The sequence below is a fragment of the Luteipulveratus halotolerans genome, from assembly GCF_001247745.1.
In the GTDB taxonomy this organism is placed as follows: Bacteria; Actinomycetota; Actinomycetes; order Actinomycetales; family Dermatophilaceae; genus Luteipulveratus; species Luteipulveratus halotolerans.
Window position 1 is genome coordinate 2,036,454 of record NZ_LAIR01000002.1, and the last position, 26,988, is coordinate 2,063,441.

The window sequence follows — 26,988 nt, forward strand, 5'->3', positions numbered from 1 at the left end:
ACGCCTGGCCCGCCGGGACGCGGGTCGGCTCACGTCGCCGGCGACTCCGCGTCGTCGTCACGGTGAGCGCGGTTGACGGCCGACAGGATCGCGGTGAGGGAGGCCTTGACGATGGAGCTGTGGCGACCGACGCCCCACAGGACCCGGTCACCGATGGCGCACTCGACGTAGGCCGCGGCCCGGGCGTCCTCACCACCGGACAGCGCGTGCTCGGCGTAGTCGAGGACGCGTACGTCGATGTCGAGCGTCGACAGCGCGTCGATGAAGGCCGCGAGGGGGCCGTTGCCCTTGCCCTCGATCGTGACCTCGGCCCCGCCCTGCTCACGGTCGGTCATGGTCGCGATGATCACGTCCTGGCCGTCGGCCGAGCTCTGGATCGAGTGGGTGACCGGAGCGAACCGACCCCACGCGGTGTCACCGTCACCGGTGCCGGGGAGATATTCGTCGACGAACGCCTGCCACAGCTGGTCGGGCGTGACCTCGCCACCCTGGGTGTCCGTACGCCGCTGCACGACACCGCTGAACTCGACCTGCAGGCGGCGCGGCAGGTCCAGCTGGTGCTCGGTCTTGAGCAGGTAGGCGACGCCGCCCTTGCCCGACTGGCTGTTGACGCGGACGACCGCCTCGTACGAGCGGCCCAGGTCGTGCGGGTCGATCGGCAGGTACGGGACGCCCCAGACGAGCTCGTCGATGTCCTTGCCGGTCTCCTTCGACTGACGGGCCATGTCGTCGAAGCCCTTCTTGATCGCGTCCTGGTGGGACCCGGAGAAGGCCGTGAAGACCAAGTCACCGCCGTACGGGTGACGCTCGTGCACGGGCAGCTGGTTGCAGTGCTCGACCGTGCGACGCACCTCGCCGATGTCGCTGAAGTCGATCTGCGGGTCGATGCCCTGGCCGAACAGGTTGACGCCCAGCGTGACCAGGCAGACGTTGCCGGTGCGCTCACCGTTGCCGAACAGGCAGCCCTCGATGCGGTCGGCGCCGGCCTGGTAGCCGAGCTCGGCCGCCGCCACGCCGGTGCCGCGGTCGTTGTGGGGGTGCAGGGACAGCACCACCGACTCGCGGCGCTGGAGATTCTTGGACATCCACTCGATCGAGTCGGCGTAGACGTTGGGGGTGGCCATCTCGACCGTGGCCGGGAGGTTGACGATCATCGGGTGGTCCGGCGTCGGGTCGATGACGTCGATGACCTCGTTGCAGATGCGGACCGCGAACTCCAGCTCGGTGCCGGTGTACGACTCCGGCGAGTACTCGTAGTAGACGTCGGTCTCGGGGATGGTCTCCTCGAGCTTCTTGCACAGCCGCGCGGCCTGCAGCGCGATGTCGACGATGCCGTCCTGGTCCATCCCGAACACCACCCGGCGCTGCAGCACCGACGTGGAGTTGTAGAAGTGCACGATCGCCTGCTTGGAGCCTCGGATCGCGTCGTAGGTGCGCTCGATCAGGGCGTCACGGCACTGGGTGAGCACCTGGATCGTGACGTCGTCCGGGATGTGCCCGCCCTCGATGAGCTCGCGCACGAAGTCGAAGTCGGTCTGGCTGGCCGAGGGAAAACCGACCTCGATCTCCTTGTAGCCCATCCGGCACAGGAGCTTGAACATGCGCAGCTTGCGCTCGGAGTTCATCGGGTCGATGAGGGCCTGGTTGCCGTCGCGCAGGTCGACCGCGCACCAGCGCGGGGCCTTGGTGATGATCTGGTCCGGCCAGGTGCGGTCGGGCAGGTCGACCTGGATCTGCTCGTGGAACGGGACGTACTTGCCGATCGGCATGGACGTGGGCTGCTGGGGGTGAATCATGCTTCTCGCCTCTGGGTCGTGTGCGGGTGACGAGCGCGACGCGGGATGAGCGTCAGCTGCTCAGGTCGGCCGGCAGGCAGCAACTCCGCGGCGAGGGAGGCCGATGCGTCAGACCTCGCCGCGGCAGCGAAGGAGGAGAAGCCCGTACGCCGTCAGCACCCGGCCAGACTAAAGCGCAACTCCCCGGCCGTCCACACCTCGATCATCTGGTCCGCATCGCAAGACCCGTGCTCGTCCCGCAGGGGGCCGGGCACGGGTCCGTCGGGTGCGATCAGGGCAAGGTGCCGGGAACGCTCAGGCTGATGCCGTTGGTCGTGTCGGTCACGGTGATTCCGGTGAAGGCCACCGTCATCGGTGAACTGCAGTCGGGCTGGAACGAGGCGGTCGCCGACAGCGTGAAGTCGGCCTTGGCGTTCTGCACCGGGAAGTCCCCGGCACCGGTCACGTCGGCCTTGTTGACGGCCTTGGGGTGATGTCCCCCGTTGTTGATGCACAGGGCGGTGGCGTTGAGGACGATGTGCACCTGGTCCTCATCGCCGAGACCGGCCTCCTTGCCGGAGACGGTCAACGTGTCACCGGACGCGGACGCGCTGGTGGCGGACTTGATGAAGTGCGGGCTCCCCGCCATGGCCGGAGCTGCTCCGGTCACGGCGATGCCGAGCGCGCACGCGGATGCGAGCACGAGTCGACGCATGACAGATCCTTGGTGTCGCAGCGGAGACGAAGTCGGCCGGCATGAGTCCGGCCCCGTGGACCTGGGGATGCGGCACCAGGTCGGCAGTGGGGCACGTGAGCGCTGCGCCCCTCATCATGTGTACGCCGGCTGGCCGGCCACGTACAGATCCCGCAGCAAACCCTGCCGTCCGAGCGTCGGCGCAAAAGAATCTCGCGTGCGGCAGCCGTGGGCCGTCGGTGGCGACGGGCAGAGTGTGGCCATGAGCCGCTGCCTGATCGTCCCGCCCCACATCCTGGCCCGCATCGCCGCCGTGGGCGACCCGCGTGCCGCCCGGGCCGCCGAGCGAGCGCTGGCGCTGGGGTCCGACATCCACGTCCGTCGTGAGGTGCGCTCAGCCCGGTCCGGGCGCGAGGCCGGCGGTCTCGGCGGCACCGGCTTGCTGCCGGACGCGCTGCGCGAGCGCGCGCGCCGTCGTACTCCTGCCACGACCGCAACCGGCGCAGCGGCAGCACCGAAGCGGTCGGTCCACGACGCCGGGCACGGCACCGCGCTGCCCGGCAGGCTCGTCCGCGGCGAGGGGCAGAGCGCCGTCGTCGACGAGTCGGCCAACGAGGCGTACGACGGGCTCGGTCACACCTTCGCGCTCTACGCCGACGTCTTCGGGCGCGACTCCCTCGACGGCGCCGGCCTGCCGCTCGTCGCGTCCGTGCACTACGACCGCGAGTTCGACAACGCGTTCTGGGACGGCGAGCAGATGGTGTTCGGCGACGGCGACGGGGTCTACTTCAACTCCTTCACCGACAGCGTCGACGTGATCGGGCACGAGCTCACGCACGGCTTCACGCAGTTCACCGCAGGGCTCACCTACGTCGGCCAGTCCGGTGCGCTCAACGAGTCGGTGTCCGACGTCTTCGGGTCGTTGGTCAAGCAGCGCGTGCTCGACCAGACCGCGCAGGAGGCCGACTGGCTGATCGGGGACGCCCTGTTCACCGACAAGGTCTCCGGCAGCGCGCTGCGCTCGATGAAGGCCCCGGGCACGGCGTACGACGACGCGCACCTCGGCAAGGACCCGCAGCCGGCGACGATGGCCGACTACCAGGAGATGCCCCACGACGAGCAGCACGACAACGGCGGGGTGCACATCAACTCCGGCATCCCCAACCACGCGTTCTACCTCGCCGCGACCGCGATCGGCGGTCGCGCCTGGGAGGCGGCGGGCCAGGTGTGGTTCGACGTCCTGACCCGTGGGGGCCTGCCCAAGGACGCCGACTTCGCCACCTTCGCGGGCGCGACCCTGACGGCTGCCCGCAGCCGGTTCGGTGAGGCCAGCGCCGAGCTCGACGCCGTGACGGCGGCGTGGCGCGCTGTCGGCGTGTCCCCCGGGCCCGCACCCGAGCGCGCCCGCGTGCGAGGCTAGGCCCGTCCAACCGAGGAGGCAGTGCATTGGTCACCCAGCAGGTGCTCAGACCACAGGCCCAGGCCGCGGTGTTCCTGGTGCTCACCGTTCGCGAGGGCTCCGAGGCCGCCGTTCGGGAGGTGCTGGCCGACATCCCCGGACTCACGCGCGCCGTCGGATTCCGTTCTCCGGTCGACGGTCTCAGCACGGTCGTCGGCATCGGCGCCGAGCTGTGGGACCGCACGTACGACCTGCCACGGCCCGCAGGTCTGCATCCGTTCGAGGAGATCGCCGGCCACAGGCATCGCGCCGTGTCGACGCCCGGCGACCTGCTGATCCACCTGCGCGCGGGTCGCGCCGACCTGTGCTTCGAGCTCGCCCGCCAGATCATGAGCCGCCTGTCCGGGCACGCCGACGTCGTTGACGAGGTCCACGGGTTCGCCTACTTCGAGCGCCGCGACCTGCTCGGTTTCGTCGACGGCACCGAGAACCCCGAGGGTGACGACGCCGTCGACGCGGTGACGATCGGCGACGAGGACCCGGCGTACGCCGGCGGCAGCTACGTCCTGGTCCAGAAGTACCTGCACGACCTGGCTGCCTGGGACGCCATCTCGGTCGAGGAGCAGGAGCGTGTCATCGGTCGCACCAAGCTCGACGACATCGAGCTCGCCGACGACGTCAAGCCCGTCAACTCTCACGTCGCTCTCAACACCGTCGAGGACGACGACGGCAACGACCTCGACATCGTGCGGCACAACATGCCGTTCGGGTCCGTCGGCGACGCCGAGTTCGGTACGTACTTCATCGGCTACGCGGCCGATCCGGCGGTGATCGAGCTGATGCTGCGCAACATGTTCATCGGCCGGCCACCGGGCACCTACGACCGCATCCTCGACTTCTCGACCGCGATCACCGGCAGCCTGTTCTTCGTGCCCACCGTCGCGTTCCTCGAAGACCCGCCGAGCGCTCCCGTCGCCGCGGTCACAGCATCCGCTGAGTCGCCGGCAGCAGCACCGGACGACGGCTCGCTCGGCATCGGAAGCCTGCACCCCCGCGCCACCCAGGAGGCCCTGTCATGAACAACCTGCACCGAGAGCTCGCCCCGATCTCTGCCGCGGCCTGGGACGAGATCGAGGACGAGGCACGGCGGTCCTTCACCGGCCGCATCGCCGGCCGCCGCGTCGTCGACATGCCCGACCCTGCCGGTCAGGACTTCAGCGCACTCGGCACCGGACACGTCAGCTCGTTCGACGCACCGGTCGAGGGCGTGCTCGCCCGCCGGCGCGAGGTGCGTCCGGTGATCGAGCTGCGCGTGCCGTTCACCGTCTCGCGTCAGGCCGTCGACGACGTCGAGCGCGGTTCGCGCGACTCCGACTGGGGTCCGGTGACGGACGCCGCGATCCAGATGGCCTCCGCCGAGGACCGCGTCGTCCTGCACGGTGAGTCGACCACGGGCATCGAGGGCATCGCGCCCGCCAGCTCCAACGCCGCGGTGGCCCTGCCCGGCTCGGTCGTCGACTACCCCGCAGCGGTCGCGCAGGCGATCACGACACTGCGCCTGGCCGGTGTCGGCGGCGCCTACAGCCTCCTGCTGTCCGCCGAGCTCTACACCGCCGTCGCCGAGACCACCGACCACGGCTACCCGATCCGTGACCACCTGGCGCGCATCGTCGACGGCGACATCATCTGGGCACCCGCACTCGACGGCGCCCTGCTCGTGTCCCAGCGTGGTGGCGACTACGAGTTGCACCTCGGGCAGGACCTCTCGATCGGCTACCAGTCGCACGACGCCGACATGATCGAGCTCTACCTGCAGGAGTCGTTCACCTTCCTGGTCAACACGCCCGAGGCCGGCGTCGCCATCACCGGACCATGACCGCATCACCGCCGTCGGCGCCGCTGAGGTTGGGCGGCGCCGACGGGGTGGGCCTGGTGGCCGGGGTCGCGGTCGCCCTGACGACGCGTGCCCCGCTCGGCGTCCTCGCCGGGATCGCCGTGATGGCAACGGTTTTCGTGACGACCGGCATCCGCTACCTGTGGCCGATGAGCGCCGCCCGGACGCGGGCCAACGCACGACGCGAGGACTTCCGGCCCGTGCTCGAGGAGCTCGTGGTCGTCGGCGCTGCGCTGAGCAGCCTGGTGGGCATCGTGGTCCTGCTCGTCCTCGGCGACTCCGCATCACGTGACGCCGCGGCAGCGCTCAGGCTGCTCGGCGTCTTCATGGTCTGGGCCATGCTGCACCTGATGTACACCGCGCGCTACGCGCATCTGTTCTACGCCGACCCACCCGGTGGCATCGACTTCAACAACGACGAGCCGCCGTCGTACCGCGACTTCATGTACTTCAGCTACAACCTCGGCATGACCTACCAGGTCTCCGACACCGACGTCTCGACCACCCGGATCCGCTCGGTCGTGCTGCGACACAGCCTGCTGTCGTACGTCTTCGGCACCGTGGTGCTCGCGGCCACCATCAATCTGGTCGCCGGCATCGTCACCGGCTGACGGACGTCGTCTCAGCGGCGGATGTCGGGCTGGCGCCGGATCGCCAGGAAGCGCTCGTCGATCTCCTCGATGCCGAACTGACCGACCGGGATCTCATCGACCACGTGGTCCTCGGTCAGGCCGGCGATGACGTTCTGGGTGCGTTCTTCGCGTACGACCTCGCCCTCGCGGAGCACGACGTAGGTGTTGCTCGTGCGCACCCGCCCGTCACCGAGCTGCTCGGCCTCGAACCACCGCTGGTACTCGTGCCGCCCGACCGTGGCCGTGCTGGACAGCTTGCGCTCGACCTGTCCGCCACCTGCGCCGTACGAGCGGCTCATCAGCACGGACGCGCCTTCGGGCAGGACCTGCGCCATCCGTGACCAGAACAGCTCGCGCTCACGCTCGCCGAGGAAGTAGATGACGTTGAACAGCAGTGCCCCACCGCACTGCGCGGGTAGCCAGCAGTCGGTGATCGACTCCGGCAGCACCGTCGTACGCTCGCGCGCTGACGCCCGCTCGGCCAGCCGCGTCATCAGCAGTGACCGCATGATCCCGTCAGGCTCGACCGCGATCACCTCTGCGTCCGGGTAGCGGTCCGCGAGCGCCACGGTGGTGACGCCGCTGCCGGGACCGATGTCGATCAGCGGCAACGCGGGGTCGAAAGCTGCTGCGTCCCAAGGGATCTCGTGGACGAAGTCGTTGTCCTGCAGCGGCAGCCGCAGGATGTCGCTGAACTCCGACCAGGCCTCGTAGTCCTTCATCTAGAACCCCAGCCGGCTCAGCTGGTTGGGGTCGCGCTGCCAGTCCTTGGCGATCTTGACGTGCAGGTCGAGGTAGACCCGCTGCCCGAGCAGCGCCTCGATGCCCTTGCGGGCCGTCGTGCCGACCTCGCGCAGTCGCGAACCGCCCCGGCCGATGATGATGGCCTTCTGGCTGGAGCGCTCGACGAACACGTTGACCCGCACGTCGAGCAGCGGGTTGTCCGCCGGGCGGTCCTCGCGGGGCACCATCTCCTCGACGACGACCGCGATGCTGTGCGGCAGCTCGTCGCGCACCCCCTCGAGGGCGGCCTCGCGGACGAGCTCAGCGATCATCACCGCCTCGGGCTCGTCGGTGAGCTGGCCCTCGGGGTAGAGCGGCGGCGACGTCGGCAGGTGACTCATGAGCACCTCGGCGACCGTGTCGACCTGGTCACCACGCGTCGCCGAGCACGGCACGATGTCGTCCCACTCGCCGAGCCCGTCGATGGCGACGAGGTGCTCGGCGAGGCGGTCCCGGTCGACCGCGTCGGACTTGGTCGCGATCGCGACGACCGGGCGACGGCGTCCGCGGCGCAGCTCGGCCAGCTCGGCGGCGATGAACTGGTCACCGGGACCGATGCGCTGGTCGGCAGGCAGGCAGAAGCCGATGACGTCGACCTCGAGCAACGTCTCGCGGACCAGGTCGTTGAGCCGCTCACCGAGGAGGGTGCGCGGCTTGTGCAGACCAGGGGTGTCGACCAGGATCAGCTGGCCGTGCTCGGTGCTGGTGATGCCGCGGATCGTGTGCCGGGTGGTCTGGGGCTTGCTCGAGGTGATGGCGACCTTCTGCCCCACCAACGCGTTGGTCAGGGTCGACTTGCCCGCGTTGGGGCGGCCGACCAGGCAGGCGAACCCTGCCTTGAAGTCAGCGTCGACCTCGGGGTACGACTCCTGCTCGTCCTTGCTCACAGCACCTTCTCCTCGCCCACGTCCGGCTGGTCCCCCACCGGGGTGGGCTCATTGTCCACGTCCTGCGCCGGCACGCGCTCGACGACCACCGTCGCGAGCTGGTGTCGCCGACCCGCCATGCGCTCCGCCGTGAGGCGCAGGCCCGCGATGCTCCCGGTCGCGCCCGGGATCGGGACGCGGCCGACGAGCTTGGTGAGCAGACCGCCGACGGTGTCGACGTCGTCGTCCTCGAGGGTGACGTCGAACAGCTCGGCGAGCGCGTCGACGTGCATGCGTGCCGGCACCCGGGTGCGGCCGTCGTCCATCTCCTCGACGCCGGGCGTGGCGCGGTCGTACTCGTCGTCGATCTCACCGACGATCTCCTCGACGATGTCCTCCATCGTGACCAGTCCGGCGGTGCCGCCGTACTCGTCGATGACGATCGCGAAGTGCCGTCGCTCGACCTGCATCTGGCGCAGGAGGTCGTCGGCCGGCTTGCTGTCGGGGACGTAGGCGATCGGGCGCATCGCCTCGTGCACCGGCAGCCCGTCGGAGTCGGGGTCGGTGAAGACCCGGCGTGACACGTCCTTGAAGAACAGCAGCCCGTCGACCTCGTCGGGGCTGCCGTCGACCACCGGCAGCCGGGAGAACCCGGACCGGCTGAACAGCACCATCGCCTGGCGCAACGTCTTGGACCGGTCGATCGTGATCATGTCCGTGCGCGGCACCATGACCTCGCGCGCCACCGTGTCACCCAGCTCGAACACCGAGTGGATCATCTTGCGCTCGTCGGCCTCGATGAGCTCCGACTCCTGGGCCATGTCGACGAACTCACGCAGCTCGGCCTCGGACTCGAACGGCCCGTCGCGGTAGCCGCGTCCGGGCGTGACGGCGTTGCCGAGGAGGACGACGAGCCGTACGACGGGAGCGAGCACCGTCCGCAGCCATCGCACCAGCGGAGCGCTCGCGAGCGCGACGGTCGAGGCGTGCTGGCGGCCGAGCGTGCGCGGCGAGACGCCGACGAGCACGAACGAGATGACCGCCATGACCGCGATGGCGATCAGCAGCGTCGCCCAGAACCCGTCGACGACACGGTCGACGGCGAGGGTCGCGAGGACGGCTGCGGTGGCCTCGGAGAGCACGCGCAGGAAGGTCAGCACCATGAGGACGGCGCCGCGGTCGTGCAGCAGGACCTGCAGGGTGCTCGCGCCGCGCCGCCCCTCGTCGACGAGGTCGTCCGCGCTGTGCGGGCCGAGCCGGGACAGCGCCGACTCGATGAGCGCGAGCACGAACCCCACGACCACGCTCAGGAGCGCGGCGATCCACAGACCGGTCATCGCGTCACTCGGCGCCGCTGGGCGGGGCGATGCGTGCTTGCGCGCGCCCCTGCCCGGCGAGGAACGTCAGCAGCAGCGTGCGCTGCAGGTCGAACATCTCACGGCGCTCGTCGGGCTCGGCGTGGTCGAACCCGAGCAGGTGCAGGATGCCGTGCACGGTGAGCAGCAGCAGCTCTTCCTGGGCGGTGTGCCCGGCCTCGGCTGCCTGTCGGGCCGCGACCGTCGGGCACAGCACGATGTCGCCGAGCACGCCCTCCTCGGGCTCGACGTCGTCGCGTCCGGGCCGCAGCTCGTCCATCGGGAAGCTCATGACGTCGGTCGGTCCGGGCAGGTCCATCCACTGCACGTGGAGCACCTCCATCGCTGCCTCGTCGATGACGCGCACGCACAGGTCCGCCTGGGGGTGCACCCGCATCCGGTCGAGGGTGTAGCGCGCGCAGGCGTGCAGCTCGTCGAGGTCGACCTCGACGTCGGTCTCGTTGAGGACGTCGATGCTCATGCGGAGTCACCGCCGGTACGCCGGGGGCGCGAGCTCTGCGGTCCGCGGTGAGCCTGGCCGCTGCGGGCGTCCCACTTGCCGTAGGCCTCGACGATGTGGCTGACCAGCCGGTGGCGTACGACGTCCTGGGCGTTGAGCTGAGCGAAGTGGACGTCGTCGACGTCGCCGAGGATGTCCTGCACCACGCGCAGTCCCGACTGGGTGCCGCCGGGCAGGTCGACCTGGGTGACGTCGCCCGTCACGACCATCTTGGAGCCGAAGCCGAGACGGGTGAGGAACATCTTCATCTGCTCGGCGGAGGTGTTCTGGGCCTCGTCGAGGATGATGAACGCGTCGTTGAGGGTCCGCCCGCGCATGTACGCCAGCGGCGCCACCTCGACGGTGCCCGAGGCCATCAGCCGCGGGATCGAGTCGGGGTCGACCATGTCGTGCAGCGCGTCGTAGAGCGGCCGCAGATAGGGGTCGATCTTGTCGTTGAGGGTGCCCGGCAGGAAGCCCAGCCGCTCGCCCGCCTCGACCGCCGGCCTGGTCAGGATGATGCGGTTGACCTCCTTGGCCTGCAGTGCGGCGACCGCCTTGGCCATGGCCAGGTAGGTCTTGCCGGTGCCGGCCGGGCCGATCCCGAACACGATGGTGTTCTTGTCGATGGCGTCGACGTACTGCTTCTGGCCGAGCGTCTTGGGCCGGATCGTGCGGCCCCGGCTGCTGACGATGTTCATGGTCAGCACGTCGGCGGGCCGCTCACGGGTCTTGTTCTGCAGCATGCCGATGGAGCGCTCGACGGCGTCGCGGTTGAGCGGCTGACCGGCGTCGATGATCGTGAGGAGCTCGGTGAGCAGGTCCTCGACGACGGCGATGTCGGCGTCGGGGCCCTCGAGGTGGAACTCGTTGCCGCGGACGTGGATCTGCAGCCGCGGGAACGCGCGCTCCATCGTGCGCAGCAGCTCATCGCGCGGGCCGAGCAACGTGACCATCTGGATGTCTGGCGGGATGACGACCGTGCGGGGCGCCTCCGCGGTGGGGACGACGGCGGCGGCGTCGTCGTGCTGGGCGGAAGGGGTGCGGTTGTCGTCTGTCATCTCGCCGCTCAGTCTACGGTTTTCGCTGCCACGGTCGAACGAGTTGCCTCGCCCGTTCCCTCCGGTGCGCCCAGCGACAGGTGTCGGTCGGCGTCGCATCGGTGCGTGCTCCCCGTCCGCTCACTTCGACGACGGTCGAGGCGTGCCCGGCGCATGCTGGACCCATGAGCCAGCCGACCCGCAGCCCCCAGCCAGGAGGAGAACCCGACCTCGCTGCCGTCGCAGCGCTGTTCGCCGACCGTTCGCGCGCCCGGATCCTGACGACCCTCCTCGACGGCCGCGCGCTCCCCGCCAGCCGCCTCGCCGCGGAGGCGGGCGTCACCCAGCAGACCGTGAGCTCGCACATGGCCCGGCTGCTCGACGCCGGGCTGGTGACGGTCGAGCGCAGCGGGAGGCACCGTTTCTACGCGCTCGCAGGCCCCGAGGTCGCCACCGTGCTGGAGGCGCTCGCCCATCTCGCACCCGTGCCGCCGGTCGCGTCGCTGCGTGAGGGCAGCCGGGCCAAACGGCTGCGCGACGGTCGCACCTGCTACGACCACCTCGCCGGCCGCCTCGGCGTACGCGTCACGACCCATCTCATCGATCGCCAGGTCCTCGTACGCACCGACGGCGGCGACGGCGTACGCCGGTCGCACAGCGACGACCTCTCGGCACCGTCCGTCGTCGCGCCGTTCGAGGTCGGGCCCCACGCCGCCGAGGAGCTCGCGCGTTGGGGCGTGAATCTTGTTGCGCTGCAGCATGATCGCGAGAGATCACGACCGATGCTGAGGTTCTGCACCGACGTGACCGAGCAGCGCTATCACCTGGCAGGTGCGCTCGGCGCGGCGCTCCTGCACAGCCTGCGCGATCAAGGCTGGGTGACCAGTGGACCGCGCCCGCGCGAGCTGTCGGTCACCGAGGCGGGCGAGGCGGCACTCGGTCGACTGCTCGACGGGTCACCAGCGCAGCCGTGATGCCAGCACCGCGAGTGCTGCTGGGCCGGCACTCGACGAACGCAGCACGGTCGGGCCCAGGCGTACGGCCACTCCCCCGGCGGCTGTCAGTGCCTCGAGCTCGTCCGGTGTGATGCCGCCCTCCGGGCCGACGACGACCAGGACCTCACCGTCGGTGGGCAGGTCGAGCGAGCCGATCGGGTCGACTGCCTCCTCGTGCAGCACGAGCGTGAGCGCGCTGGCACCGGCACGGGACACGAGGGCGTCACGCGAGACCAGCGGAGCGACGACCGGCACCACCGGCCGCCGTGACTGCTTGGCCGCCGCGCGCACCACGCTCTCCCACTTGCGGTGCGCCTTGGCGCCACGCTCACCCTTCCACTGCACGATGCTGCGCCCGGCCTGCCAGGGCACGACCTCGTCGACGCCGAGCTCGGTGGCCGCCTCGATCGCCTGGTCGTCGCGGTCGCCCTTGGCGAGTGCCTGCACGAGGACCAGGCGTGGCTGCAGTGGCTCCACGGCGTGGACCGTCTCGAGCGTGAGCGTCAGCTCGTCCTTGGCGGTGGCCGTGACGACCGCCTCGGCCAACGCCCCCGACCCGTCGGCCAGCAGCACCTGCTCGCCGACGCCGATGCGGCGTACGGTCGCGGCGTGCCGGCCCTCGGGGCCGTCGAGGACCACCTGAGCACCCGCAGCGCGCTGGTCGAGCGCGCCGGCGTCGACGTAGAACAGGGGCGCCGTCATCGCAGACCTGAGGGGCTACTTGCCCGCGAACGCGTCACGCAGCCGACCGAGCAGCCCGTGGTTGACCGGCTGGAACTTCGCCTCGGCCCGTTCCTCGCCGCGCTCCTTGGCCAGCTGGCGCAGGAGGTCCTGCTGCTGGGCGTCGAGCTTGGTGGGTGTGCGCACGTTGGCGTGCACCATCAGGTCGCCGCGCACGGTCGAGCGCAGGTGGGTGACGCCGAGTCCCTTGAGCGTGATGACGTCGCCCGCCTGGGTGCCGGGCTTGATGTCGACGTCGCGCGGCCCGTCGAGGGTGTCGAGCTGGAGCGTCGTGCCGAGCGCGGCTGCCGTCATCGGCAGCTCGACCGAGCAGTGCAGGTCATCGCCCTGACGCTGGAACATCGGGTGCTTCTTGACGCGCACCTCGACGTAGAGGTCGCCCGCCGGACCACCGGCCGGGCCGACCTCGCCCTCACCGGTGAGCTGGATGCGGGTGCCGCTGTCGACACCGGCCGGCACCTTGATCGTCATCGTGCGACGGTCGCGCACGCGGCCCTCGCCCGAGCACTCGAAGCACGGGTCGGTGATGACCTCGCCGAACCCGCGGCAGTTGGAGCACGGGCGCGTCGTCATGACCTGGCCGAGGAAGGACTTCTGGATCTGCTGCACCTGACCGCTGCCCTGGCAGACGTCGCAGGTGCGGGTGCCGGTGCCGGGACGCGCGCCGTTGCCGGAGCAGGTCGGGCACAGCACCGCGGTGTCGAAGACCAGGTCGGCGTTGCCGCCGAAGACCGCGGTGCTCAGGTCGATCTCGAGAGGCAGGAGGGCGTCCTGGCCGCGCTGCTGACGCGAGCGCGGGCCGCGGGCCGCGCCACCGGCCTGACCGCCGAAGAAGGCGTCCATGATGTCGCTGAACGAGAAGCCCTGCCCGTAGCCCGCCGCACCGGCCTGGCCGTAGGGGTCGGCGCCCACGTCGAAGGCCTGACGCTTCTCGGCGTCGCCGAGGACGTCGTACGCCTGCGAGATCTTCTTGAACTCCTCGGCGGCCTCGTCGCCGGGGTTGACGTCAGGGTGGAGCTTGCGCGCCAGCTTGCGGTAGGCGCGCTTGATCTCCTCCTGGCTCGCATCGCGGGCGACACCGAGGGTGGCGTAGTAGTCGTTCACTGATCGAGGATCTCCGAGACGTAACGTGCGACGGCGCGGACGGCCGCCATGGTCGAGGGGTAGTCCATGCGCGTCGGGCCGAGCACCCCGAGCCCGGCCACCGCACCGGTGCCGTAGCTCGTGGTCACCATGGACGTGCTGTGCAGGCCTTCGTAGGGGTTCTCCGCGCCGATGCGCACCGCGACGGCGTCCGCCGCGTCAACGTTCACTGTGGAGAGCAAACGCAGCAGGACGACGTGTTGTTCCAGTGCGTCGAGCACCGGGGCGAGATGGACGACATCACCGCCGGTGCGCGCGAGGTTGGCGGTGCCGGCGAGCACGAGGCGTTCTTCGCGCTGCTCGGCCATCGCGTCGGTGAGCACCTGGACGACGGCGCGCACCGTGGCGCGGTCGTCCTCGGCGAACTCCTCGGCGAGGCCGTCCAGGCCGTGTGCGGCCTCGGAGAGCAGGCGGCCCGACGACTCGGCGTTGAGGCGCGTACGCAGGTCGGCGACGAGGGTCTCACCCTCCGAGGTCAGCAGGTCCTCGGAGACCTCGAGGACGCGCTGCTCGACCCGACCGCTCGAGACGATCAGGACGACCATCAGCCGGTGGCTGGTGAGCGGCACGAGCTCGATGTGACGCACCGACGACCGCGACAGCGAGGGGTACTGCATCACCGCGACCTGCTGGGTGATGGAGGCGAGCAGCTTGGCGGTGCGGTCGACGACGTCGTCGAGGTCGACCGAGTGCTCCAGGAACTCACGGATCGCGGCCTTCTCGCCGCGGCTGAGCGGCTTGACCTGGCTGAGGCGGTCGACGAAGAGCCGGTAGCCGGCATCGGTCGGCACGCGTCCGGCCGACGTGTGCGGTGCGGAGATCAGGCCTTCGTCCTCCAGGACCGCCATGTCGTTGCGGACCGTCGCCGCGCTCACACCCAGCTGGTGACGCTCGAGCAGCGCCTTCGAGCCGACCGGCTCGGAGGTGGAGACGTAGTCCTGGACGATCGCTCGCAGGATCTGCAACCGGCGTTCCTCGGACATGCTCACCTCCTGGTCTCGTGCTTGGCACTCCTGTGGCCCGAGTGCCAAGTCTACGTGCTGGTACGCGCGGCGCGTGTCGGGCGCATGCCGGCCGCGTGGTCCACCTAACCTCACCGGGTGAGCTTCGACCGATACGGCAGCGACGTCCTCAGCACCGACTGGAAGGCCCCGCGGCGCGGCCGGTCCACGCCCATGGAAGCAGTCCGCGACCTGGTCGTCGAGGAGGTCCAGACCGGGTGGTGTGGCGCAGTCGTCGGCGTCGAGAAGGCCGGCGGCATGCAGGTCGTCCACCTCGAGGATCGCCGCGGCAGGGTCAAGGCGTTTCCGCTGGGCCCGGGGTTCCTGGTCGACGGCAAGCCGGTCGAGCTCACCGCACCCACCTCGGCGTCCACGAAGCAGGCGCTGTCCGACGCCCGAGCCGCAGCGTCGCGTACGGCGTCGGGCTCGGTCGCCGTCAAGGACGCCCCCGCACGTGTCGCATCGGGGTCGCGGATCTTCGTCGAGGGCCGGCACGACGCCGAGCTCGTCGAGAAGGTCTGGGGTGCCGACCTGCGAGTAGAGGGTGTGGTGGTCGAGATGCTCGACGGCGTCGACGACCTCGCGGGCGTGATCCGCGACTTCGCGCCGTCGCGCGACCGACGGATGGGTGTGCTGGTCGACCATCTCGTGCCGGGCGCCAAGGAGACCCGCATCGTCGAGGAGGCCCGCAAGGCCGCCTCACCCGATCACGTGCTGATCCTCGGCCACCCCTACATCGACGTGTGGCAGTCCGTCCGGCCGGAGCGCCTCGGCTGGCAGCAGTGGCCGACGATCCCGCGCGGTCAGTCGTGGAAGCACGGCATCCTCGCCGAGCTGGGCTGGCCGCACGCCTCGCAGGCGGACGTCGCACGGGGCTGGAAGCAGATCCTCGGCACCGTCCGGACCTACGCCGACCTCGAGCCCGCACTCCTGGGCCGGGTCGAGGAGCTCATCGACTTCGTGACCGAGCCGGTCGGCTGAGACTCAGCCGTCGGCCTCGACGCGGCGCAGCACCGGGCCGTCCTGCTCTCCGGGCACCGCGGGCACGTCGCGGACGAACCGCGCGGTCGCGTCCGCACCGGCGCGTACGACGTCGTACCCCCGGCCACCGGCTCCCTGAGGCGCCCACTGCACGAGCCTGATGTTGTCGACCGCGAAGCGGCGGGCCGTCTGGCCGTCACGGGGTGGCTCCTGCCGCACGAACACCTGCACCGCTCGCGCATCAGCCGGTGCCGTCGTGTCGAGCACGACACGACGGCAGGCGACCACGTCGTCGTCACTCGCCGGCCCACGCAGCAGCTCCAGGCCACGCCCCGGCCGACCTGCGTCGTCGCAGCGGGACTCGTTGGTCGTCCGCGCGTACGCGCCGAGGTGCCACAGCCCGCCCTACGTGTCGTCGCCGGTCTGGTCCCGCTTGCGACGTTAACGGAATGGTCAAGGGCAGACCGATAATTCGGCAGTGACTCCCGCCACGCGCTAGAGCCGTCGGGCCGACCGCCAGCCGCGGGCGTACAGACCCTTGCCGTCGAGGACCGACAGGCCGCCGACATCACCCATCGTGGGCCCGTCGACCTTCTTGCGGCTGGAGATGAACCGGTGCCTGCCGTCGCTGTCGAGCCCCAGGAAGAGGCCCACGTGGTCGATGCCGTCCTCGCCGTCCGTGACGAAGAACACCAGGTCACCCGGCAGCAGCAGGTCACGCTCGTGGTCACCGGGGCGCTCGCCCTTGAGCCGGAACAGCTGTCGGCCCGGACCGTGCTCGGCCATCGCGTAGGCGCGTCGAGGCAGGCCCGGCCCTTCCTTGTTGCCGCTCAGCAGCGGCAGGCCGAGCCGGTAGCCGAGGACGAGCCGCAGGTAGCCCGAGCAGTCGGCCGCACCGAGCCGGCGGCGCTCGTACTTCTTGGTCTCGCCGTCGGCGAACGTCCAGTCACGCCCGAGGTAGTCGTAGAAGTCCGACGCCTCCAGCCGCGACTCGCTGTCCTCGCCGAGGGGTCCGTACGACGCGTCGCCGGCGTAGCGCACACCGCGTGAGTCGACGCGTTCGGGCGCACCCACGACGTACTGGAAGCAGACGTCGATCACGTCGAGCGGTGGGTGGTTGTGCGTCTGCACCAGCCACGGCCGCCAGGTCGCGGCGACGGCGTGGTCGGCCGCCCAAGGGGCGGGCAGCAGGTGGACGCGCGAGTCAGACAGCACGGTGGCGGCGGTCGTCTCCGCCTCGGCGAGCGTGCGGCGGGGGCCGCGCACGGTCACCGTGCGCGCCTGGTCGGTGCAGGTGGCGACCAGGTGGCCGTCGCCGTCACGAAAGCGGGTCAGGCCGGCCCGGTCGTCACGCTCGACCCTCAGCTCGTCGGCCGTGATCGGCCGGTAGGTGGAAGGCGGTGGCCCGTTCGGCCCGTCGGGCCAGGTCGCCCAGAGCACACCGCCGGTCACCGCCGTGACGCCGACTACGCCGGCCCCCAGGAGCACGCTGCGGCGCGGGACGTGCTGGTCGGCGAGCGACATGGATCTCCTCGTCGGCGGACAGAACCCCTGCCGCGGAGTCTAGGCAGACCGCCCGGACGTCCTGGGCGACGGCACGCCGTCAGGGTCGGCTCTGAGGCCACCCTGGACCTGCTCGCATCGACCCCGGACTCGGGACTGCTGCGACCTCGGACGCTGTTCACTGGACAGAGGTCCGAACTCAGGAGGCACTCATGAGCTGTCCCACACCCCAGCCGTACGGCGGCCAGCAGCCCGTCATGTCGAACGACGACCGCACCGGAGCCATGCTGGCGCACCTGTCCGCCCCGGTCGCGGCGGTCCTCAGCGCCGGCTGGCTGAGCATGGTCGGCCCGCTGATCGTGTGGTTCGTCTACAAGGACAAGAGCCCGGCCGCCCGCCACGCCGCTGCGGGCGCGTTCAACTTCAACCTGTCGTTCTGGGTCCTCTACCTGATCAGCTGGATCCTGATCTTCACCGTCATCGGCGCGGTCATCGGCATCCCACTGCTGATCGTGATCTTCTGCGTCGCCGCCTGGTGCCACATCAAGGGCGCGGTCCGTGCGTCACGGGGCGAGTCGTACGAGTACCCCTGGCAGCTCAGGGTGCTCGCCTGATCAGTAGCCGAGCAGCCGGCGTACGACGGTGTCGGCCAGCAGCCGTCCGCGCAGCGTGAGCACTGCTCTCGCGTCGCGGACGGCGCTGCGCCCGTCGAGGAGGCCGTCGGCGACGAGGCCCGCGACCGCGCGGCGCCCGTCGTCGTGCAGCACGTCGAGAGGCAGCCCCTCGACGAGGCGGACGCCCAGCAGCACCCGCTCGTCGTGGCGCTGCTCGTCGGTCAGCACCTCGCGGGCCGCCGCCGGCGACTCACCCGACGCGATCCGACCGGCAAAAGCGTTGGGGTGCTTGACGTTCCACCACCGGACGCCGCTCACATGGCTGTGTGCGCCCGGGCCGACGCCCCACCAGTCGCCGTCGGCCCAGTAGCACTCGTTGTGACGGCACCGAGCAGCCGGCGTACGAGCCCAGTTGCTGACCTCGTACCACCCGAATCCGGCCGCGGACAGCAGCTCGTCGGCGAGCTCGTACTTGTCCGCCTCGTCGTCGTCATCGGGCATCGTGACCTGGCCGCGTCGCACCTGAGCGGCGAGCTTGGTGCCGTCCTCGACGACGAGCGCGTAGGCGCTGATGTGGTCGGGCTCCAAGGCGATCGCGGACTCGAGACTGGTGCGCCAGTCGTCGAGGGACTCCCCCGGCGTGCCGTAGATCAGGTCGACGCTCACCTGCAGCCCCGCAGCCCGTGCGGCCTCGACCGCGAGCCGCACATTGGACGGATCGTGAGTGCGCTCAAGGGTTTTCAGCACGTGCGGGACGGCCGACTGCATGCCGACGCTGACCCGGGTGAAACCTCCGTCGGCGAGGACCTGCAACGACTCGGGCGTGACGGAGTCCGGGTTGGCCTCGGTGGTCACCTCGGCGTCCGGCGCCAGACCGAACGTGTCGCGGATGCCCGCCAGCAGCTTGACCAGGTCGTGTGCCGCGAGGAGCGTCGGCGTGCCGCCTCCGACGAACACCGTGTCGACCTGGGGCGCCCGCTCACCGAGCACCCGACCGGCGAGCGTCAGCTCGCCCAGCGCGGCGTCGGCGTACGACGACACGCTCGCCCCCGGCATGCCGAGCTCGGTGAGCGTGTAGGTGTTGAAGTCGCAGTAGCCGCAGCGCACCGTGCAGAACGGCACGTGCACGTAGATCCCGAACGGCCCGCGGCCAAGACCGGCGAGCGCGGTCGACGGCAGGGATCCGTCGGCGGGGGCGGGTTCTCCGTCGGGCAGGGCACTGGGCACGGGCTCCATTGTCCGCCTCGCCACCGCGCGTAGGGCAGGGTGTCCCACGTGACTCGTCTCAGGGGGCCACGGCGCGCAGTCGTGGGAGTGTCCGTCGTCGTGCTCGCGCTGACCGGCTGTGGGTCGAAGGTGGCGGGGTCGACGACCTCGTCGACCCCGCCACCGCCCGCGGCCGCGCCCGCCAAGCCTGCGCCCGCGCCCACCTGGATGCCGACCGATGCGAGGACGCCGGTCGCCGGCGGGCCGTGCCAGCCCTCTCAGCTGCGGCTGGTCGTGGGCGGCGCCGATGCGGCGATGGGCTACCGGGAGCTCGCGGTCGTCGCGACCAACGTCGGCCGGCTCCCCTGCGTGCTGAAGGGTCACGCGCGCTTCGTGATGTTCGGCGAGGACGGCGACGTCATCACCGGCAAGCGCGCCCGCACCGTCCCGATGATGGACGACGACCTTGCACGCCCCGAGCGCCATCGCCTCGCGCCGGGGCAGTCGTCGAGAGTGATCCTGGCCTGGCGAGGCGAGAGCGCCGCCGCAGGAATCCCCCAGGTCACGTCCTTCCGAGTGGTGGTGACCGAGGGCAGTGCGCCCGCGCCGGTCTCGCCAGGCAGAGACACCGACGGCCTGGCCATCGACATCGTGCGCGGCAGTCCGTACGCCGTGAGCGGCTGGCGCGACGCCACGCAGCCCTGATCAGCGGCCGACGACGACGACGCCGGCGAGCGCCACGCCGAGCACGGCCGCTGTCGTGACCGAGGCGACCGCGATGACGCGCCACCCGGCACGGCGCAGTGCTCCGGCCGACACGCCGCAGCCGAGCGCGAACATCGCCGTCGCGAGCAGCGCCGTCTGCACCTGAGCGGCGCCGTCGAGCACGGCCTGCGAGGGCTCGAGGACCGTGCGCACGACGGCGAGCGCGAGGAAGCCGAGCACGAACAGCGGCACGAGCGGCGTACGCCGACCGTCGGTCTGCGTACCCGGTCGACGTCGCTGCCACACGCCGATCAGCGCCATGACGGGCGCGAGCATCAGGACGCGGGCGAGCTTGGCGACGACCGCAACGGCGAGCGCGCTGCCTCCGATCGCTCCGCCTGCAGCCACCACCTGCGCGACCTCATGGATCGACAGCCCGGCCCACAGCCCGGCAGCACGGTCGTCGAGCCCGAGGGCGTGCGCTCCGAGCGGTACGAGCACGATCATCGCGGTGCCGAAGACCACCACCAGCGAGACCGCCGTTGCGACCTCCTCGTCCTCGGCGTCGACCACACCGTCGGTCGCGGCCACGGCCGCCGCGCCGCAGATCGAGAACCCGCAGGCGAGCAGAACCGCCTGGGTGTGGCTCAGCCCGAGTCGGGTACCCACACCGACGCCGACCGCGATGCCGACCACCACCACCGCCACGACGGCGACGAGCGTCATCGGCCCGAGACCCAGCACGTCCGAGAGCGACAGCTGGATCCCGAGCAGCACCACGCCGGCCCGCAGCAGCGTCCGCGAGCTGAGGGCGACCCCCGGTGCCACCCGGGCCGGGACGCCCGTCACGTGCGCGAGCAGGGCACCGAGGACGATCGCGACGAACAGCGGGCTGACCACCGGCAGCAGGGCGTGCACCGCGATCGACACCGCGGCCCCGGCCACGCACACGGCGAGCCCGGGCAGGATCTCGCCGTACGCCCGATGGGTCACTGGCGCGGGGCTCACGGTGCTGGTCATGCCGTCCAGGCTCTCCGCGATGTGGCCGCACCAGTAGTCCCCGCGCTGCCATGCGGGGCATATCCTGCGCACATGTCGAGCTGGCCGGACCTCGTCGCCCTCGAGCTGCTGGTCGCGGTCGCCGACCAGGGCAGCCTCAGCGCCGGGGCACGTGCGGCCGGCGTCGCCCAGCCCAACGCCTCACGCTCGATCGCACGGCTCGAACGTCAGCTCGGCCTGCCGCTGCTCGTCCGCTCGACGCGCGGCTCGACCATGACCACCCAGGGCCTGCTGGTGGTCGAGTGGGCCAGGCCCCTGCTGCAGGCCGCGACCACGCTCGCCGAAGGTGCTCGTACTCTGCGCGCGGCCGACGGCGGGTCGCTCACGGTCGCGGCCAGCCAGACCGTCGCCGAGCACCTGCTCCCCCGTTGGCTCAGTGCGCTGCGCGCCGCCCGTCCCGAGGTGACGGTCGCGGCGCACGTCCACAACAGCGCGGGCGTCGTGGCCGACGTGCGCGAGGGTCGTGCTGACCTCGGGTTCGTCGAGGCGCCGGCAGCGCCTCGCGGCACCCACAGCGTGGTGGTCACCGGTGACGAGCTGGTCCTGGTCGTCGATCCCGCCCACCCGTGGGCCGGTCGCCGTACGCGCGTGCTGCCCGCCGAGCTCGCCGGCACGCCCCTCGTCACTCGCGAACCGGGGTCCGGGACGCGCGTCGCGCTCGAGGAGGCGCTGGCGCCCGAGCTGATGGCACGGCCCGCCCTCGAGCTGCCGAGCAACGCCGCCGTGCGCGTCAGCGCCGCCGCCGGCAGCGGGCCCGCCGTGCTCAGTCGGCTGGCGGTCGCCGACGCGGTGGCGGCGGGGTCGCTCGTCGTCGTCGAGGTCGCCACGTCGATCGACCTGCGGCGACCGCTGCGCGCGGTCTGGACCGGGCCGAGACAGCTGTCCAGCCCGGCCGCGGACCTCGTGCGAATCGCCGGTCGCTGAGGCTGGGACGCGAGCCCGTCTCAACCCTCGATCAGCGGGCGCCCAGCCCGTCGATGATCAGCAGCAGACCGAAGATCGCGAACAGCGCGGCGGCGCCGTACTTGATCGCCTTCTCGGGCAGGTGCTTGCCGAGCAGCGCTCCGACACCGATGGCGAGCGCGTCGGCGGCGACCATGCCGACGGTGCTGCCGATCCAGGTGCCGAACCAGCCCTCACGCGTCGCGAGCGTGATGGTCGCGAGCATGGTCTTGTCGCCGAGCTCGGCGAGGAAGAAGGCCGTGCCGACGGCGAGGATCGCCGCGCCGGTGCTGCGGCGAGCCTTGTCGGCCTCCTCCTCGGTGAGCTCGTCACCGCGCAGGGTCCACAGCGCGAAGATCAGGAAGGCGATGCCCGCGACCAGAGTGATGACCCACTGGTTGTCGGTGAAGCGGTCACCCACGAACCGCCCGATCCCGACCGAGGCCAGGTGGACGACCGCTGTGGCGACCGTGATGCCGATGAGGACCTGGCGCACGTTGTAGCGCGCTGCGAAGGTCATGGCCATGAGCTGGCTCTTGTCGCCGAGCTCGGCGACGAAGATCACTGCTGTGCTCAGCAGGAAGGCGTACATGCTCACTCCTCGGCGCACCTGGGCCGAGGGAGCCGCAGGAGACGACCTCTCGACCAGGAACGCCCGTCGTAGGGGTCGTTGAACCGGTCGAAAGTCTCGTCCGCCGCTGTGCGGCCTGCCGTGCCGGACCCGGAGGTCAGTGTGTCGACACGACTGTTGGGGACTACTCCCTTTCAGCGGCAGACTTTACGGGACGCGGCCGACCGGACGCCAGCCGGCTCCTCAGCGCGACGGCTTGGCGCTCACCCACACCGGGATGATGCCGCGGACGACCTCGGTGCCGTCGGCCATCACCGCGGTGCAGCGCACGTCGACCTGGAACGGCGGCTCCTTGGCCCAGTCGGCGGCGTCGGTCTCGGCGATGCAGCGCACGTCGCCCGGCGTCTTGGCGACGTAGTCGAGCTGGATGCCCTTGGGCAGCCAGCGCATACCCTTCGGGGTGGTCGCCTCGCACAGCAGGCCCATCGCAGCCTCCATACCGTTGGCGACGGCGATCGCGTGCACGGTGCCGATGTGGTTCTGGACCGCCCGACGCTTGCGGATCTGGACGACGCCACGGTTGGGCGCCATCTCGATGATCTGCGGGCGCACGGTGGCGAAGTACGGCGCCTTGAGCATGAAGGCCAGACCGAAGGCCTGCTTGCCCAGCGGCTTGTCGACGAGCTTGCGGTACGCGTCATAGGTCGAAGTCACGCACGCGATGTTACCCGCCAGTACGGTCCGTAGGGTCATCATCGTGAACCCGTACGAGACGCGACTCGCCGTGGCCGACGAGGCCGAAGCCCTCGCCCGACTCAGCAGCGAGAGCTTCGGGTACCCCAGGGCCGACGGCACGCCGCGACCGCCTGACGCTGCCGGACGACGCACCTGGGTGACCACCCATCACGGACGCGTCGTCGCCGCCGTGGTCGACCGGCCGTACGAGTCGTGGTTCTGGGGCTCCCGGGTGCGCACCAGTGGCATCGCGAGCGTCAAGGTCGCGCTGGAGCATCGCGGAAACGGTTTGCTGTCAACGCTTTTCGAACGCGCCCTGACCACGGCGGCCCACGACGGCGCGGCGATCAGCACGCTGTTCCCGACTGCGCCCGGCATCTACAGGCGGTTCGGGTACGAGCTGATCGGCAGCTACGACGAGGTGACTCTCCCGACAGCCGACCTCACGGCCGTACGCACCTGCGGCGGTTCTATACGCCGTGCCGAGGCTCGCGACATGCGGGCCGTGCGCGATCTCTACGCGCGCTGGGCGGCGGCGCACAACGGGCCGCTGACCCGTGACGGCGCGAGCTTTCCCGCCACGGACGAGGAGGTGATGGACGAGTACGCCGGCGTCACCCTCGCGCTCGACGACGAGGGCACCCCGACGGGTTACGCGATGTGGTCACGCACCGGTGGTTACCACGCCGACGGCGTCCTGGAGGTCGACGACCTGGTCGCGGTCACCGAGCAGGGTCTTCGCCGGCTGCTGCACGCGCTCGGCACCTGCGCAACGGTTGCGCCGGCCACGGTCATCTGTACCTCGTCACCCGACCTCACCGAGCTCGTCGTGCCCAGCCATCCGTGGCGGGTCAAGCGGGCCAACCCCTACGGTCTCGCCGTGCTCGACGTCGCGCAGGCTCTCACCGACCGCACCTACCCGACCTGGCTCGACCTCGACGTGACCTTCTCGGTGAGCGGCCTGCCCGTTGCGGGGCAGGACGGTGCGTATCACCTGCGCGTAGCGGACGGCCACGCGTCGGTCGACCAGGTCGCCAGCGCCGAGCTCGCTTACACCGCAAGGGGTTTGGCGCTTCGGTACGCCGGCACGCACTCGTCCTCCGACCTGCGACGTGCCGGCCTGCTCACCGGGTCCACCGATGACGACGACCGCTGGGACGCGGCGTTCGGCGGGCGCCGCGTGCACATCCGCGACTACTTCTGAGCGGACGTCCGGGCGGTCAGGCTCGGTGGACCTCGAGATCACGCACCACGCGCTCGACCTTGAGGCCCTTGCCCTCGAAGCGGGTCTCGACGCGACCTTCGAAACGCGGTGCGAACCCGCCGTGGGCTCCGCGCGGGTCGTGCTCCTCGTCGCCCTCGGCAGCGAGCCGGCCGGCGTACGGGTTGGTCAGGCCGGAGCAGCCCTCGACGACGTCGCGCATCTGCCAGGCGTAGTCGGCCCAGTCGGTGGCCAGGCGCCAGATCCCTTGGGGCACCAGCAGACTCGCGATCGTGTCAGCGAACGACGGCTGCACGAGCCGGCGCTTGTGGTGCTTGCTCTTGGGCCACGGGTCGGGGAAGAAGGTCCAGACCTCCGAGAGCGACGAGGTGTCGAAGAGCATCGGCATCGCCTGCGCGGCGTCGACCTCGATCAGCCGGATGTTGCGTACGCCGGCGTGGCGCGCCTTGGCAATGGTCTGCGCGATGCCGGGTCGCCACACCTCGAGCGCGATGAAGTCGCGCTCGGGTGTCTGCTGCGCCGCGTGCACGACGGCGTCGCCCGCGCCTGAGCCGATCTCGACCACGAGCGGTGCCTCACGACCGAAGACGGACGCCGGGTCGAGACGGGCCTGCGCTGTGACCGTCGTCCCCTCGCCCACCCGGTCGACGTCGATGACGTAGTCGGCACCGTGCTCGGCGATGGCACGGTGATGACGCTCGGGCATCCGCCCTCCGCGTCGCGTGAACGAGCGAGTGCGTGCCAGGTGCTCCTCGGGAACGGCCGGATCGCGTTGCGACACTTACTTCTTGGCCTTCTCGGAGCCGCCACCGTCCTGGGACAGGGCGGCGATGAACGCCTCCTGCGGCACCTCGACGGAACCGACCATCTTCATCCGCTTCTTGCCTTCCTTCTGCTTCTCGAGCAGCTTGCGCTTACGGGAGATGTCACCGCCGTAGCACTTGGCGAGCACGTCCTTGCGGATCGCGCGGATGTTCTCACGGGCGATCACCCGCGCACCGATCGCCGCCTGGATCGGCACCTCGAACTGCTGGCGCGGGATGAGGTCCTTGAGCTTGGTCGCCATCAGCGTGCCGTACGCGTACGCCTTGTCCTTGTGGACGATCGAGCTGAACGCGTCGACCTTGTCGCCCTGCAGCAGGATGTCGACCTTGACCAGGTCGGCCGTCTGCTCGCCGTCGGGCTCGTAGTCGAGAGAGGCGTAGCCGCGGGTCCTGGACTTCAGCGCATCGAAGAAGTCGAAGACGATCTCGGCGAGCGGCAGCGTGTAGCGCAGCTCGACGCGGTCCTCGGACAGGTAGTCCATCCCGCGCAGCAAGCCGCGTCGGGACTGGCACAGCTCCATGATGGCGCCGACGAACTCACTGGGCGCGAGCAACGTGGCTCGTACGACCGGCTCGGTGATCGCCGCGATCTTGCCCTCGGGGAACTCACTCGGGTTGGTGACCGTACGCAGGGTGCCGTCGTCGAGCTCGACCTCGTAGACGACGTTGGGCAGCGTCGAGATCAGGTCGAGGTCGAACTCGCGCTCCAGCCGCTCACGCACGATCTCCAGGTGCAGCATGCCGAGGAAGCCCACCCGGAAGCCGAACCCCAGCGCAGCAGACGTCTCGGGCTCGTACACCAGCGCCGCGTCGTTGAGCTTCAGCTTGTCGAGCGCGTCACGCAGGATCGGGTAGTCCGAGCCGTCGATCGGGTACAGACCCGAGAACACCATCGGCTTGGGGTCGCGGTAGCCGCCGAGCGGGTCGTCCGCCGGCTTGGCGGCGTTGGTGACCGTGTCACCGACCCGGGACTGGCGGACGTCCTTGACGCCGGTGATCAGGTAGCCGACCTCGCCGACACCCAGGCCCTTGGCCGGCTTCGGCTCGGGTGAGATGACGCCGATCTCGAGCAGCTCGTGCGTCGCCTTGGTCGACATCATCGCGATCTTCTCGCGCGGGTTGAGCTGGCCGTCGACGACACGGACGTAGGTCACCACACCGCGGTAGGTGTCGTAGACGGAGTCGAAGATCATGGCCCGCGCGGGCTTGTCGGGGTCGCCCACCGGCGCGGGCAGCTGCAGGACGATCTGGTCGAGGAGCTCCTGGACTCCCTCACCGGTCTTGCCCGACACCTTCAGGACGTCACTCGGATCGCACCCGATCAGGCCGGCGAGCTCGGCGGCGTACTTGTCGGGCTGCGCCGCCGGCAGGTCGATCTTGTTGAGGACCGGGATGATCGTGAGGTCGTTCTCCATCGCCAGGTAGAGGTTGGCGAGGGTCTGCGCCTCGATGCCCTGAGCCGCGTCGACCAGCAGGATCGCGCCCTCGCACGCCGCCAGCGAGCGCGACACCTCGTAGGTGAAGTCGACGTGCCCGGGGGTGTCGATCATGTTGAGGCAGTAGGTCTGACTGTCGTCGGCCCACGGCATCCGGACGGCCTGCGACTTGATGGTGATGCCGCGCTCGCGCTCGATGTCCATGCGGTCGAGGTACTGAGCGCGCATCGCACGCTCCTCGACGACACCTGTGATCTGCAGCATGCGGTCTGCGAGCGTGGACTTGCCGTGATCGATGTGGGCGATGATGCAGAAGTTGCGGATCAGCTCCGGTGGCGTCGCTGCGGGCGGCAGCGGGGCGGGGGCCATCGGT

At 70.5% G+C, this 26,988-nt stretch carries 28 protein-coding genes; 10 read left to right on the forward strand and 18 right to left on the reverse strand.

What is annotated here, in order from left to right:
- Positions 1 to 29 precede the first annotated feature (29 nt).
- A complete protein-coding gene (gene leuA, locus VV01_RS10305; protein ID WP_050669803.1) occupies positions 30 to 1,796 on the reverse strand; it encodes a 2-isopropylmalate synthase in 1,767 nt (588 codons plus the stop codon).
- 271 nt (positions 1,797 to 2,067) lie between these two features.
- Complete coding sequence (locus VV01_RS10310; protein ID WP_050669804.1) at positions 2,068 to 2,490, reverse strand: hypothetical protein; 423 nt, start codon at positions 2,488 to 2,490, stop codon at positions 2,068 to 2,070.
- A gap of 241 nt (positions 2,491 to 2,731) precedes the next feature.
- Here VV01_RS10310 and VV01_RS10315 point away from each other — a divergent pair, with 241 nt between their 5' ends.
- The 4 genes from VV01_RS10315 to VV01_RS10330 are packed head-to-tail and all read left to right on the forward strand — an operon-like array spanning position 2,732 to position 6,373.
- Positions 2,732 to 3,889, forward strand: coding sequence for a M4 family metallopeptidase (locus VV01_RS10315; RefSeq protein ID WP_050671858.1), 1,158 nt, complete (start codon positions 2,732 to 2,734; stop codon positions 3,887 to 3,889).
- A gap of 26 nt (positions 3,890 to 3,915) precedes the next feature.
- Positions 3,916 to 4,947 (forward strand): Dyp-type peroxidase, encoded by a 1,032-nt coding sequence (locus tag VV01_RS10320; RefSeq protein WP_050669805.1) that lies wholly within the window; start codon positions 3,916 to 3,918, stop codon positions 4,945 to 4,947.
- Complete coding sequence (locus VV01_RS10325) at positions 4,944 to 5,744, forward strand: family 1 encapsulin nanocompartment shell protein (protein WP_050669806.1); 801 nt, start codon at positions 4,944 to 4,946, stop codon at positions 5,742 to 5,744. Before VV01_RS10320 ends, VV01_RS10325 begins: the two co-directional genes overlap by 4 nt.
- Positions 5,741 to 6,373: a DUF1345 domain-containing protein gene (locus tag VV01_RS10330; RefSeq protein ID WP_050669807.1), complete on the forward strand. Its 633-nt coding sequence runs from the start codon at positions 5,741 to 5,743 to the stop codon at positions 6,371 to 6,373. The genes VV01_RS10325 and VV01_RS10330 overlap by 4 nt, the downstream gene beginning before the upstream one ends.
- Positions 6,374 to 6,384: 11 nt before the next feature.
- On the opposite strand, the gene VV01_RS10335 is transcribed toward VV01_RS10330, so the two are convergent.
- Genes VV01_RS10335 through VV01_RS10355 form a run of 5 tightly spaced genes read right to left on the reverse strand, consistent with a single transcriptional unit; the run spans position 6,385 to position 10,958 of the window.
- Positions 6,385 to 7,116 (reverse strand): class I SAM-dependent methyltransferase, encoded by a 732-nt coding sequence (locus VV01_RS10335; RefSeq protein ID WP_050669808.1) that lies wholly within the window; start codon positions 7,114 to 7,116, stop codon positions 6,385 to 6,387.
- Positions 7,117 to 8,064 carry a GTPase Era gene (gene era, locus VV01_RS10340; RefSeq protein ID WP_050669809.1) on the reverse strand — a complete coding sequence of 316 codons (948 nt, stop codon included), beginning with the start codon at positions 8,062 to 8,064 and terminating at the stop codon, positions 7,117 to 7,119.
- A complete protein-coding gene (locus VV01_RS10345; RefSeq protein WP_050669810.1) occupies positions 8,061 to 9,380 on the reverse strand; it encodes a hemolysin family protein in 1,320 nt (439 codons plus the stop codon). The genes era and VV01_RS10345 overlap by 4 nt, the downstream gene beginning before the upstream one ends.
- A gap of 4 nt (positions 9,381 to 9,384) precedes the next feature.
- Complete coding sequence (gene ybeY / locus VV01_RS10350; protein ID WP_050669811.1) at positions 9,385 to 9,879, reverse strand: rRNA maturation RNase YbeY; 495 nt, start codon at positions 9,877 to 9,879, stop codon at positions 9,385 to 9,387.
- Positions 9,876 to 10,958, reverse strand: coding sequence for a PhoH family protein (locus tag VV01_RS10355; protein ID WP_050669812.1), 1,083 nt, complete (start codon positions 10,956 to 10,958; stop codon positions 9,876 to 9,878). The genes ybeY and VV01_RS10355 overlap by 4 nt, the downstream gene beginning before the upstream one ends.
- Before the next feature lie 164 nt (positions 10,959 to 11,122).
- Between VV01_RS10355 and VV01_RS10360 the strand changes: the two genes are divergently transcribed.
- Complete coding sequence (locus VV01_RS10360) at positions 11,123 to 11,911, forward strand: ArsR/SmtB family transcription factor (RefSeq protein ID WP_050669813.1); 789 nt, start codon at positions 11,123 to 11,125, stop codon at positions 11,909 to 11,911.
- On the opposite strand, the gene VV01_RS10365 is transcribed toward VV01_RS10360, so the two are convergent.
- From VV01_RS10365 to hrcA, 3 genes are read right to left on the reverse strand one after another with little or no spacing between them, the layout of a single operon-like run.
- Positions 11,894 to 12,634 carry a 16S rRNA (uracil(1498)-N(3))-methyltransferase gene (locus VV01_RS10365; RefSeq protein ID WP_050669814.1) on the reverse strand — a complete coding sequence of 247 codons (741 nt, stop codon included), beginning with the start codon at positions 12,632 to 12,634 and terminating at the stop codon, positions 11,894 to 11,896. The genes VV01_RS10360 and VV01_RS10365 overlap by 18 nt on opposite strands.
- A 15-nt stretch (positions 12,635 to 12,649) precedes the next feature.
- On the reverse strand, positions 12,650 to 13,777 hold the full coding sequence (gene dnaJ / locus VV01_RS10370; protein ID WP_050669815.1) for a molecular chaperone DnaJ: 1,128 nt from the start codon (positions 13,775 to 13,777) through the stop codon (positions 12,650 to 12,652).
- The gene (gene hrcA, locus VV01_RS10375) at positions 13,774 to 14,799 is read right to left on the reverse strand and encodes a heat-inducible transcriptional repressor HrcA (RefSeq protein WP_050669816.1); all 1,026 of its coding nucleotides are present in this window, start codon (positions 14,797 to 14,799) and stop codon (positions 13,774 to 13,776) included. The genes dnaJ and hrcA overlap by 4 nt, the downstream gene beginning before the upstream one ends.
- A 117-nt stretch (positions 14,800 to 14,916) precedes the next feature.
- Between hrcA and VV01_RS10380 the strand changes: the two genes are divergently transcribed.
- The gene (locus VV01_RS10380) at positions 14,917 to 15,798 is read left to right on the forward strand and encodes a DUF3097 domain-containing protein (protein WP_050669817.1); all 882 of its coding nucleotides are present in this window, start codon (positions 14,917 to 14,919) and stop codon (positions 15,796 to 15,798) included.
- Positions 15,799 to 15,801: 3 nt separating this feature from the next.
- Here VV01_RS10380 and VV01_RS10385 read toward each other — a convergent pair whose 3' ends face one another.
- On the reverse strand, positions 15,802 to 16,065 hold the full coding sequence (locus VV01_RS10385; protein ID WP_157508797.1) for a hypothetical protein: 264 nt from the start codon (positions 16,063 to 16,065) through the stop codon (positions 15,802 to 15,804).
- A gap of 228 nt (positions 16,066 to 16,293) precedes the next feature.
- Complete coding sequence (locus tag VV01_RS10390; RefSeq protein WP_050669819.1) at positions 16,294 to 17,322, reverse strand: NlpC/P60 family protein; 1,029 nt, start codon at positions 17,320 to 17,322, stop codon at positions 16,294 to 16,296.
- 191 nt (positions 17,323 to 17,513) lie between these two features.
- On the opposite strand from VV01_RS10390, the gene VV01_RS10395 reads away from it, so the two are divergent.
- Positions 17,514 to 17,915: a DUF4870 domain-containing protein gene (locus tag VV01_RS10395; protein WP_050669820.1), complete on the forward strand. Its 402-nt coding sequence runs from the start codon at positions 17,514 to 17,516 to the stop codon at positions 17,913 to 17,915.
- Here VV01_RS10395 and hemW read toward each other — a convergent pair whose 3' ends face one another.
- Entirely contained in the window at positions 17,916 to 19,151 is a 1,236-nt protein-coding gene (hemW, locus tag VV01_RS10400; protein ID WP_050669821.1) for a radical SAM family heme chaperone HemW, read from the reverse strand.
- A gap of 39 nt (positions 19,152 to 19,190) precedes the next feature.
- Here hemW and VV01_RS10405 point away from each other — a divergent pair, with 39 nt between their 5' ends.
- Positions 19,191 to 19,826, forward strand: a complete 636-nt coding sequence (locus VV01_RS10405) for a DUF4232 domain-containing protein (RefSeq protein ID WP_197275019.1) — start codon at positions 19,191 to 19,193, stop codon at positions 19,824 to 19,826.
- Here the strand turns inward: VV01_RS10405 and VV01_RS10410 are convergent, their stop codons facing one another.
- Positions 19,827 to 20,846, reverse strand: coding sequence for a YeiH family protein (locus tag VV01_RS10410; RefSeq protein WP_197275020.1), 1,020 nt, complete (start codon positions 20,844 to 20,846; stop codon positions 19,827 to 19,829).
- Positions 20,847 to 20,918: 72 nt separating this feature from the next.
- On the opposite strand from VV01_RS10410, the gene VV01_RS10415 reads away from it, so the two are divergent.
- Positions 20,919 to 21,809 carry a LysR family transcriptional regulator gene (locus VV01_RS10415; RefSeq protein WP_050669823.1) on the forward strand — a complete coding sequence of 297 codons (891 nt, stop codon included), beginning with the start codon at positions 20,919 to 20,921 and terminating at the stop codon, positions 21,807 to 21,809.
- Positions 21,810 to 21,840: 31 nt separating this feature from the next.
- On the opposite strand, the gene VV01_RS10420 is transcribed toward VV01_RS10415, so the two are convergent.
- Both VV01_RS10420 and VV01_RS10425 read right to left on the reverse strand, forming a co-directional pair.
- Positions 21,841 to 22,419, reverse strand: a complete 579-nt coding sequence (locus VV01_RS10420; RefSeq protein WP_050669824.1) for a TMEM165/GDT1 family protein — start codon at positions 22,417 to 22,419, stop codon at positions 21,841 to 21,843.
- 222 nt (positions 22,420 to 22,641) lie between these two features.
- Positions 22,642 to 23,112 carry a hotdog fold domain-containing protein gene (locus VV01_RS10425; protein WP_157508799.1) on the reverse strand — a complete coding sequence of 157 codons (471 nt, stop codon included), beginning with the start codon at positions 23,110 to 23,112 and terminating at the stop codon, positions 22,642 to 22,644.
- A 43-nt stretch (positions 23,113 to 23,155) separates the two neighbouring features.
- Between VV01_RS10425 and VV01_RS10430 the strand changes: the two genes are divergently transcribed.
- On the forward strand, positions 23,156 to 24,337 hold the full coding sequence (locus VV01_RS10430) for a GNAT family N-acetyltransferase (RefSeq protein ID WP_050669825.1): 1,182 nt from the start codon (positions 23,156 to 23,158) through the stop codon (positions 24,335 to 24,337).
- 16 nt (positions 24,338 to 24,353) lie between these two features.
- Here the strand turns inward: VV01_RS10430 and trmB are convergent, their stop codons facing one another.
- Both trmB and lepA read right to left on the reverse strand, forming a co-directional pair.
- On the reverse strand, positions 24,354 to 25,061 hold the full coding sequence (gene trmB / locus VV01_RS10435) for a tRNA (guanosine(46)-N7)-methyltransferase TrmB (protein ID WP_082221220.1): 708 nt from the start codon (positions 25,059 to 25,061) through the stop codon (positions 24,354 to 24,356).
- Between the two features lie 75 nt (positions 25,062 to 25,136).
- On the reverse strand, positions 25,137 to 26,984 hold the full coding sequence (lepA, locus tag VV01_RS10440) for a translation elongation factor 4 (protein WP_050669826.1): 1,848 nt from the start codon (positions 26,982 to 26,984) through the stop codon (positions 25,137 to 25,139).
- Positions 26,985 to 26,988: the final 4 nt, after the last annotated feature.

Excerpts from the sequence above, each read along its gene's own strand:
- leuA (WP_050669803.1), bottom strand. The coding sequence starts at position 1,796 with ATGATTCACCCCCAGCAGCCCACGTCCATGCCGATCGGCAAGTACGTC.
- VV01_RS10310 (WP_050669804.1), bottom strand. The coding sequence starts at position 2,490 with ATGCGTCGACTCGTGCTCGCATCCGCGTGCGCGCTCGGCATCGCCGTG.
- VV01_RS10315 (WP_050671858.1), top strand. The coding sequence starts at position 2,732 with ATGAGCCGCTGCCTGATCGTCCCGCCCCACATCCTGGCCCGCATCGCC.
- VV01_RS10325 (WP_050669806.1), top strand. The coding sequence starts at position 4,944 with ATGAACAACCTGCACCGAGAGCTCGCCCCGATCTCTGCCGCGGCCTGG.
- VV01_RS10330 (WP_050669807.1), top strand. The coding sequence starts at position 5,741 with ATGACCGCATCACCGCCGTCGGCGCCGCTGAGGTTGGGCGGCGCCGAC.
- VV01_RS10335 (WP_050669808.1), bottom strand. The coding sequence starts at position 7,116 with ATGAAGGACTACGAGGCCTGGTCGGAGTTCAGCGACATCCTGCGGCTG.
- VV01_RS10345 (WP_050669810.1), bottom strand. The coding sequence starts at position 9,380 with ATGACCGGTCTGTGGATCGCCGCGCTCCTGAGCGTGGTCGTGGGGTTC.
- ybeY (WP_050669811.1), bottom strand. The coding sequence starts at position 9,879 with ATGAGCATCGACGTCCTCAACGAGACCGACGTCGAGGTCGACCTCGAC.
- VV01_RS10355 (WP_050669812.1), bottom strand. The coding sequence starts at position 10,958 with ATGACAGACGACAACCGCACCCCTTCCGCCCAGCACGACGACGCCGCC.
- VV01_RS10360 (WP_050669813.1), top strand. The coding sequence starts at position 11,123 with ATGAGCCAGCCGACCCGCAGCCCCCAGCCAGGAGGAGAACCCGACCTC.
- VV01_RS10365 (WP_050669814.1), bottom strand. The coding sequence starts at position 12,634 with ATGACGGCGCCCCTGTTCTACGTCGACGCCGGCGCGCTCGACCAGCGC.
- hrcA (WP_050669816.1), bottom strand. The coding sequence starts at position 14,799 with ATGTCCGAGGAACGCCGGTTGCAGATCCTGCGAGCGATCGTCCAGGAC.
- VV01_RS10390 (WP_050669819.1), bottom strand. The coding sequence starts at position 17,322 with ATGTCGCTCGCCGACCAGCACGTCCCGCGCCGCAGCGTGCTCCTGGGG.
- VV01_RS10395 (WP_050669820.1), top strand. The coding sequence starts at position 17,514 with ATGAGCTGTCCCACACCCCAGCCGTACGGCGGCCAGCAGCCCGTCATG.
- hemW (WP_050669821.1), bottom strand. The coding sequence starts at position 19,151 with ATGGAGCCCGTGCCCAGTGCCCTGCCCGACGGAGAACCCGCCCCCGCC.
- VV01_RS10410 (WP_197275020.1), bottom strand. The coding sequence starts at position 20,846 with ATGACCAGCACCGTGAGCCCCGCGCCAGTGACCCATCGGGCGTACGGC.
- VV01_RS10415 (WP_050669823.1), top strand. The coding sequence starts at position 20,919 with ATGTCGAGCTGGCCGGACCTCGTCGCCCTCGAGCTGCTGGTCGCGGTC.
- VV01_RS10420 (WP_050669824.1), bottom strand. The coding sequence starts at position 22,419 with ATGTACGCCTTCCTGCTGAGCACAGCAGTGATCTTCGTCGCCGAGCTC.
- trmB (WP_082221220.1), bottom strand. The coding sequence starts at position 25,061 with ATGCCCGAGCGTCATCACCGTGCCATCGCCGAGCACGGTGCCGACTAC.
- lepA (WP_050669826.1), bottom strand. The coding sequence starts at position 26,984 with ATGGCCCCCGCCCCGCTGCCGCCCGCAGCGACGCCACCGGAGCTGATC.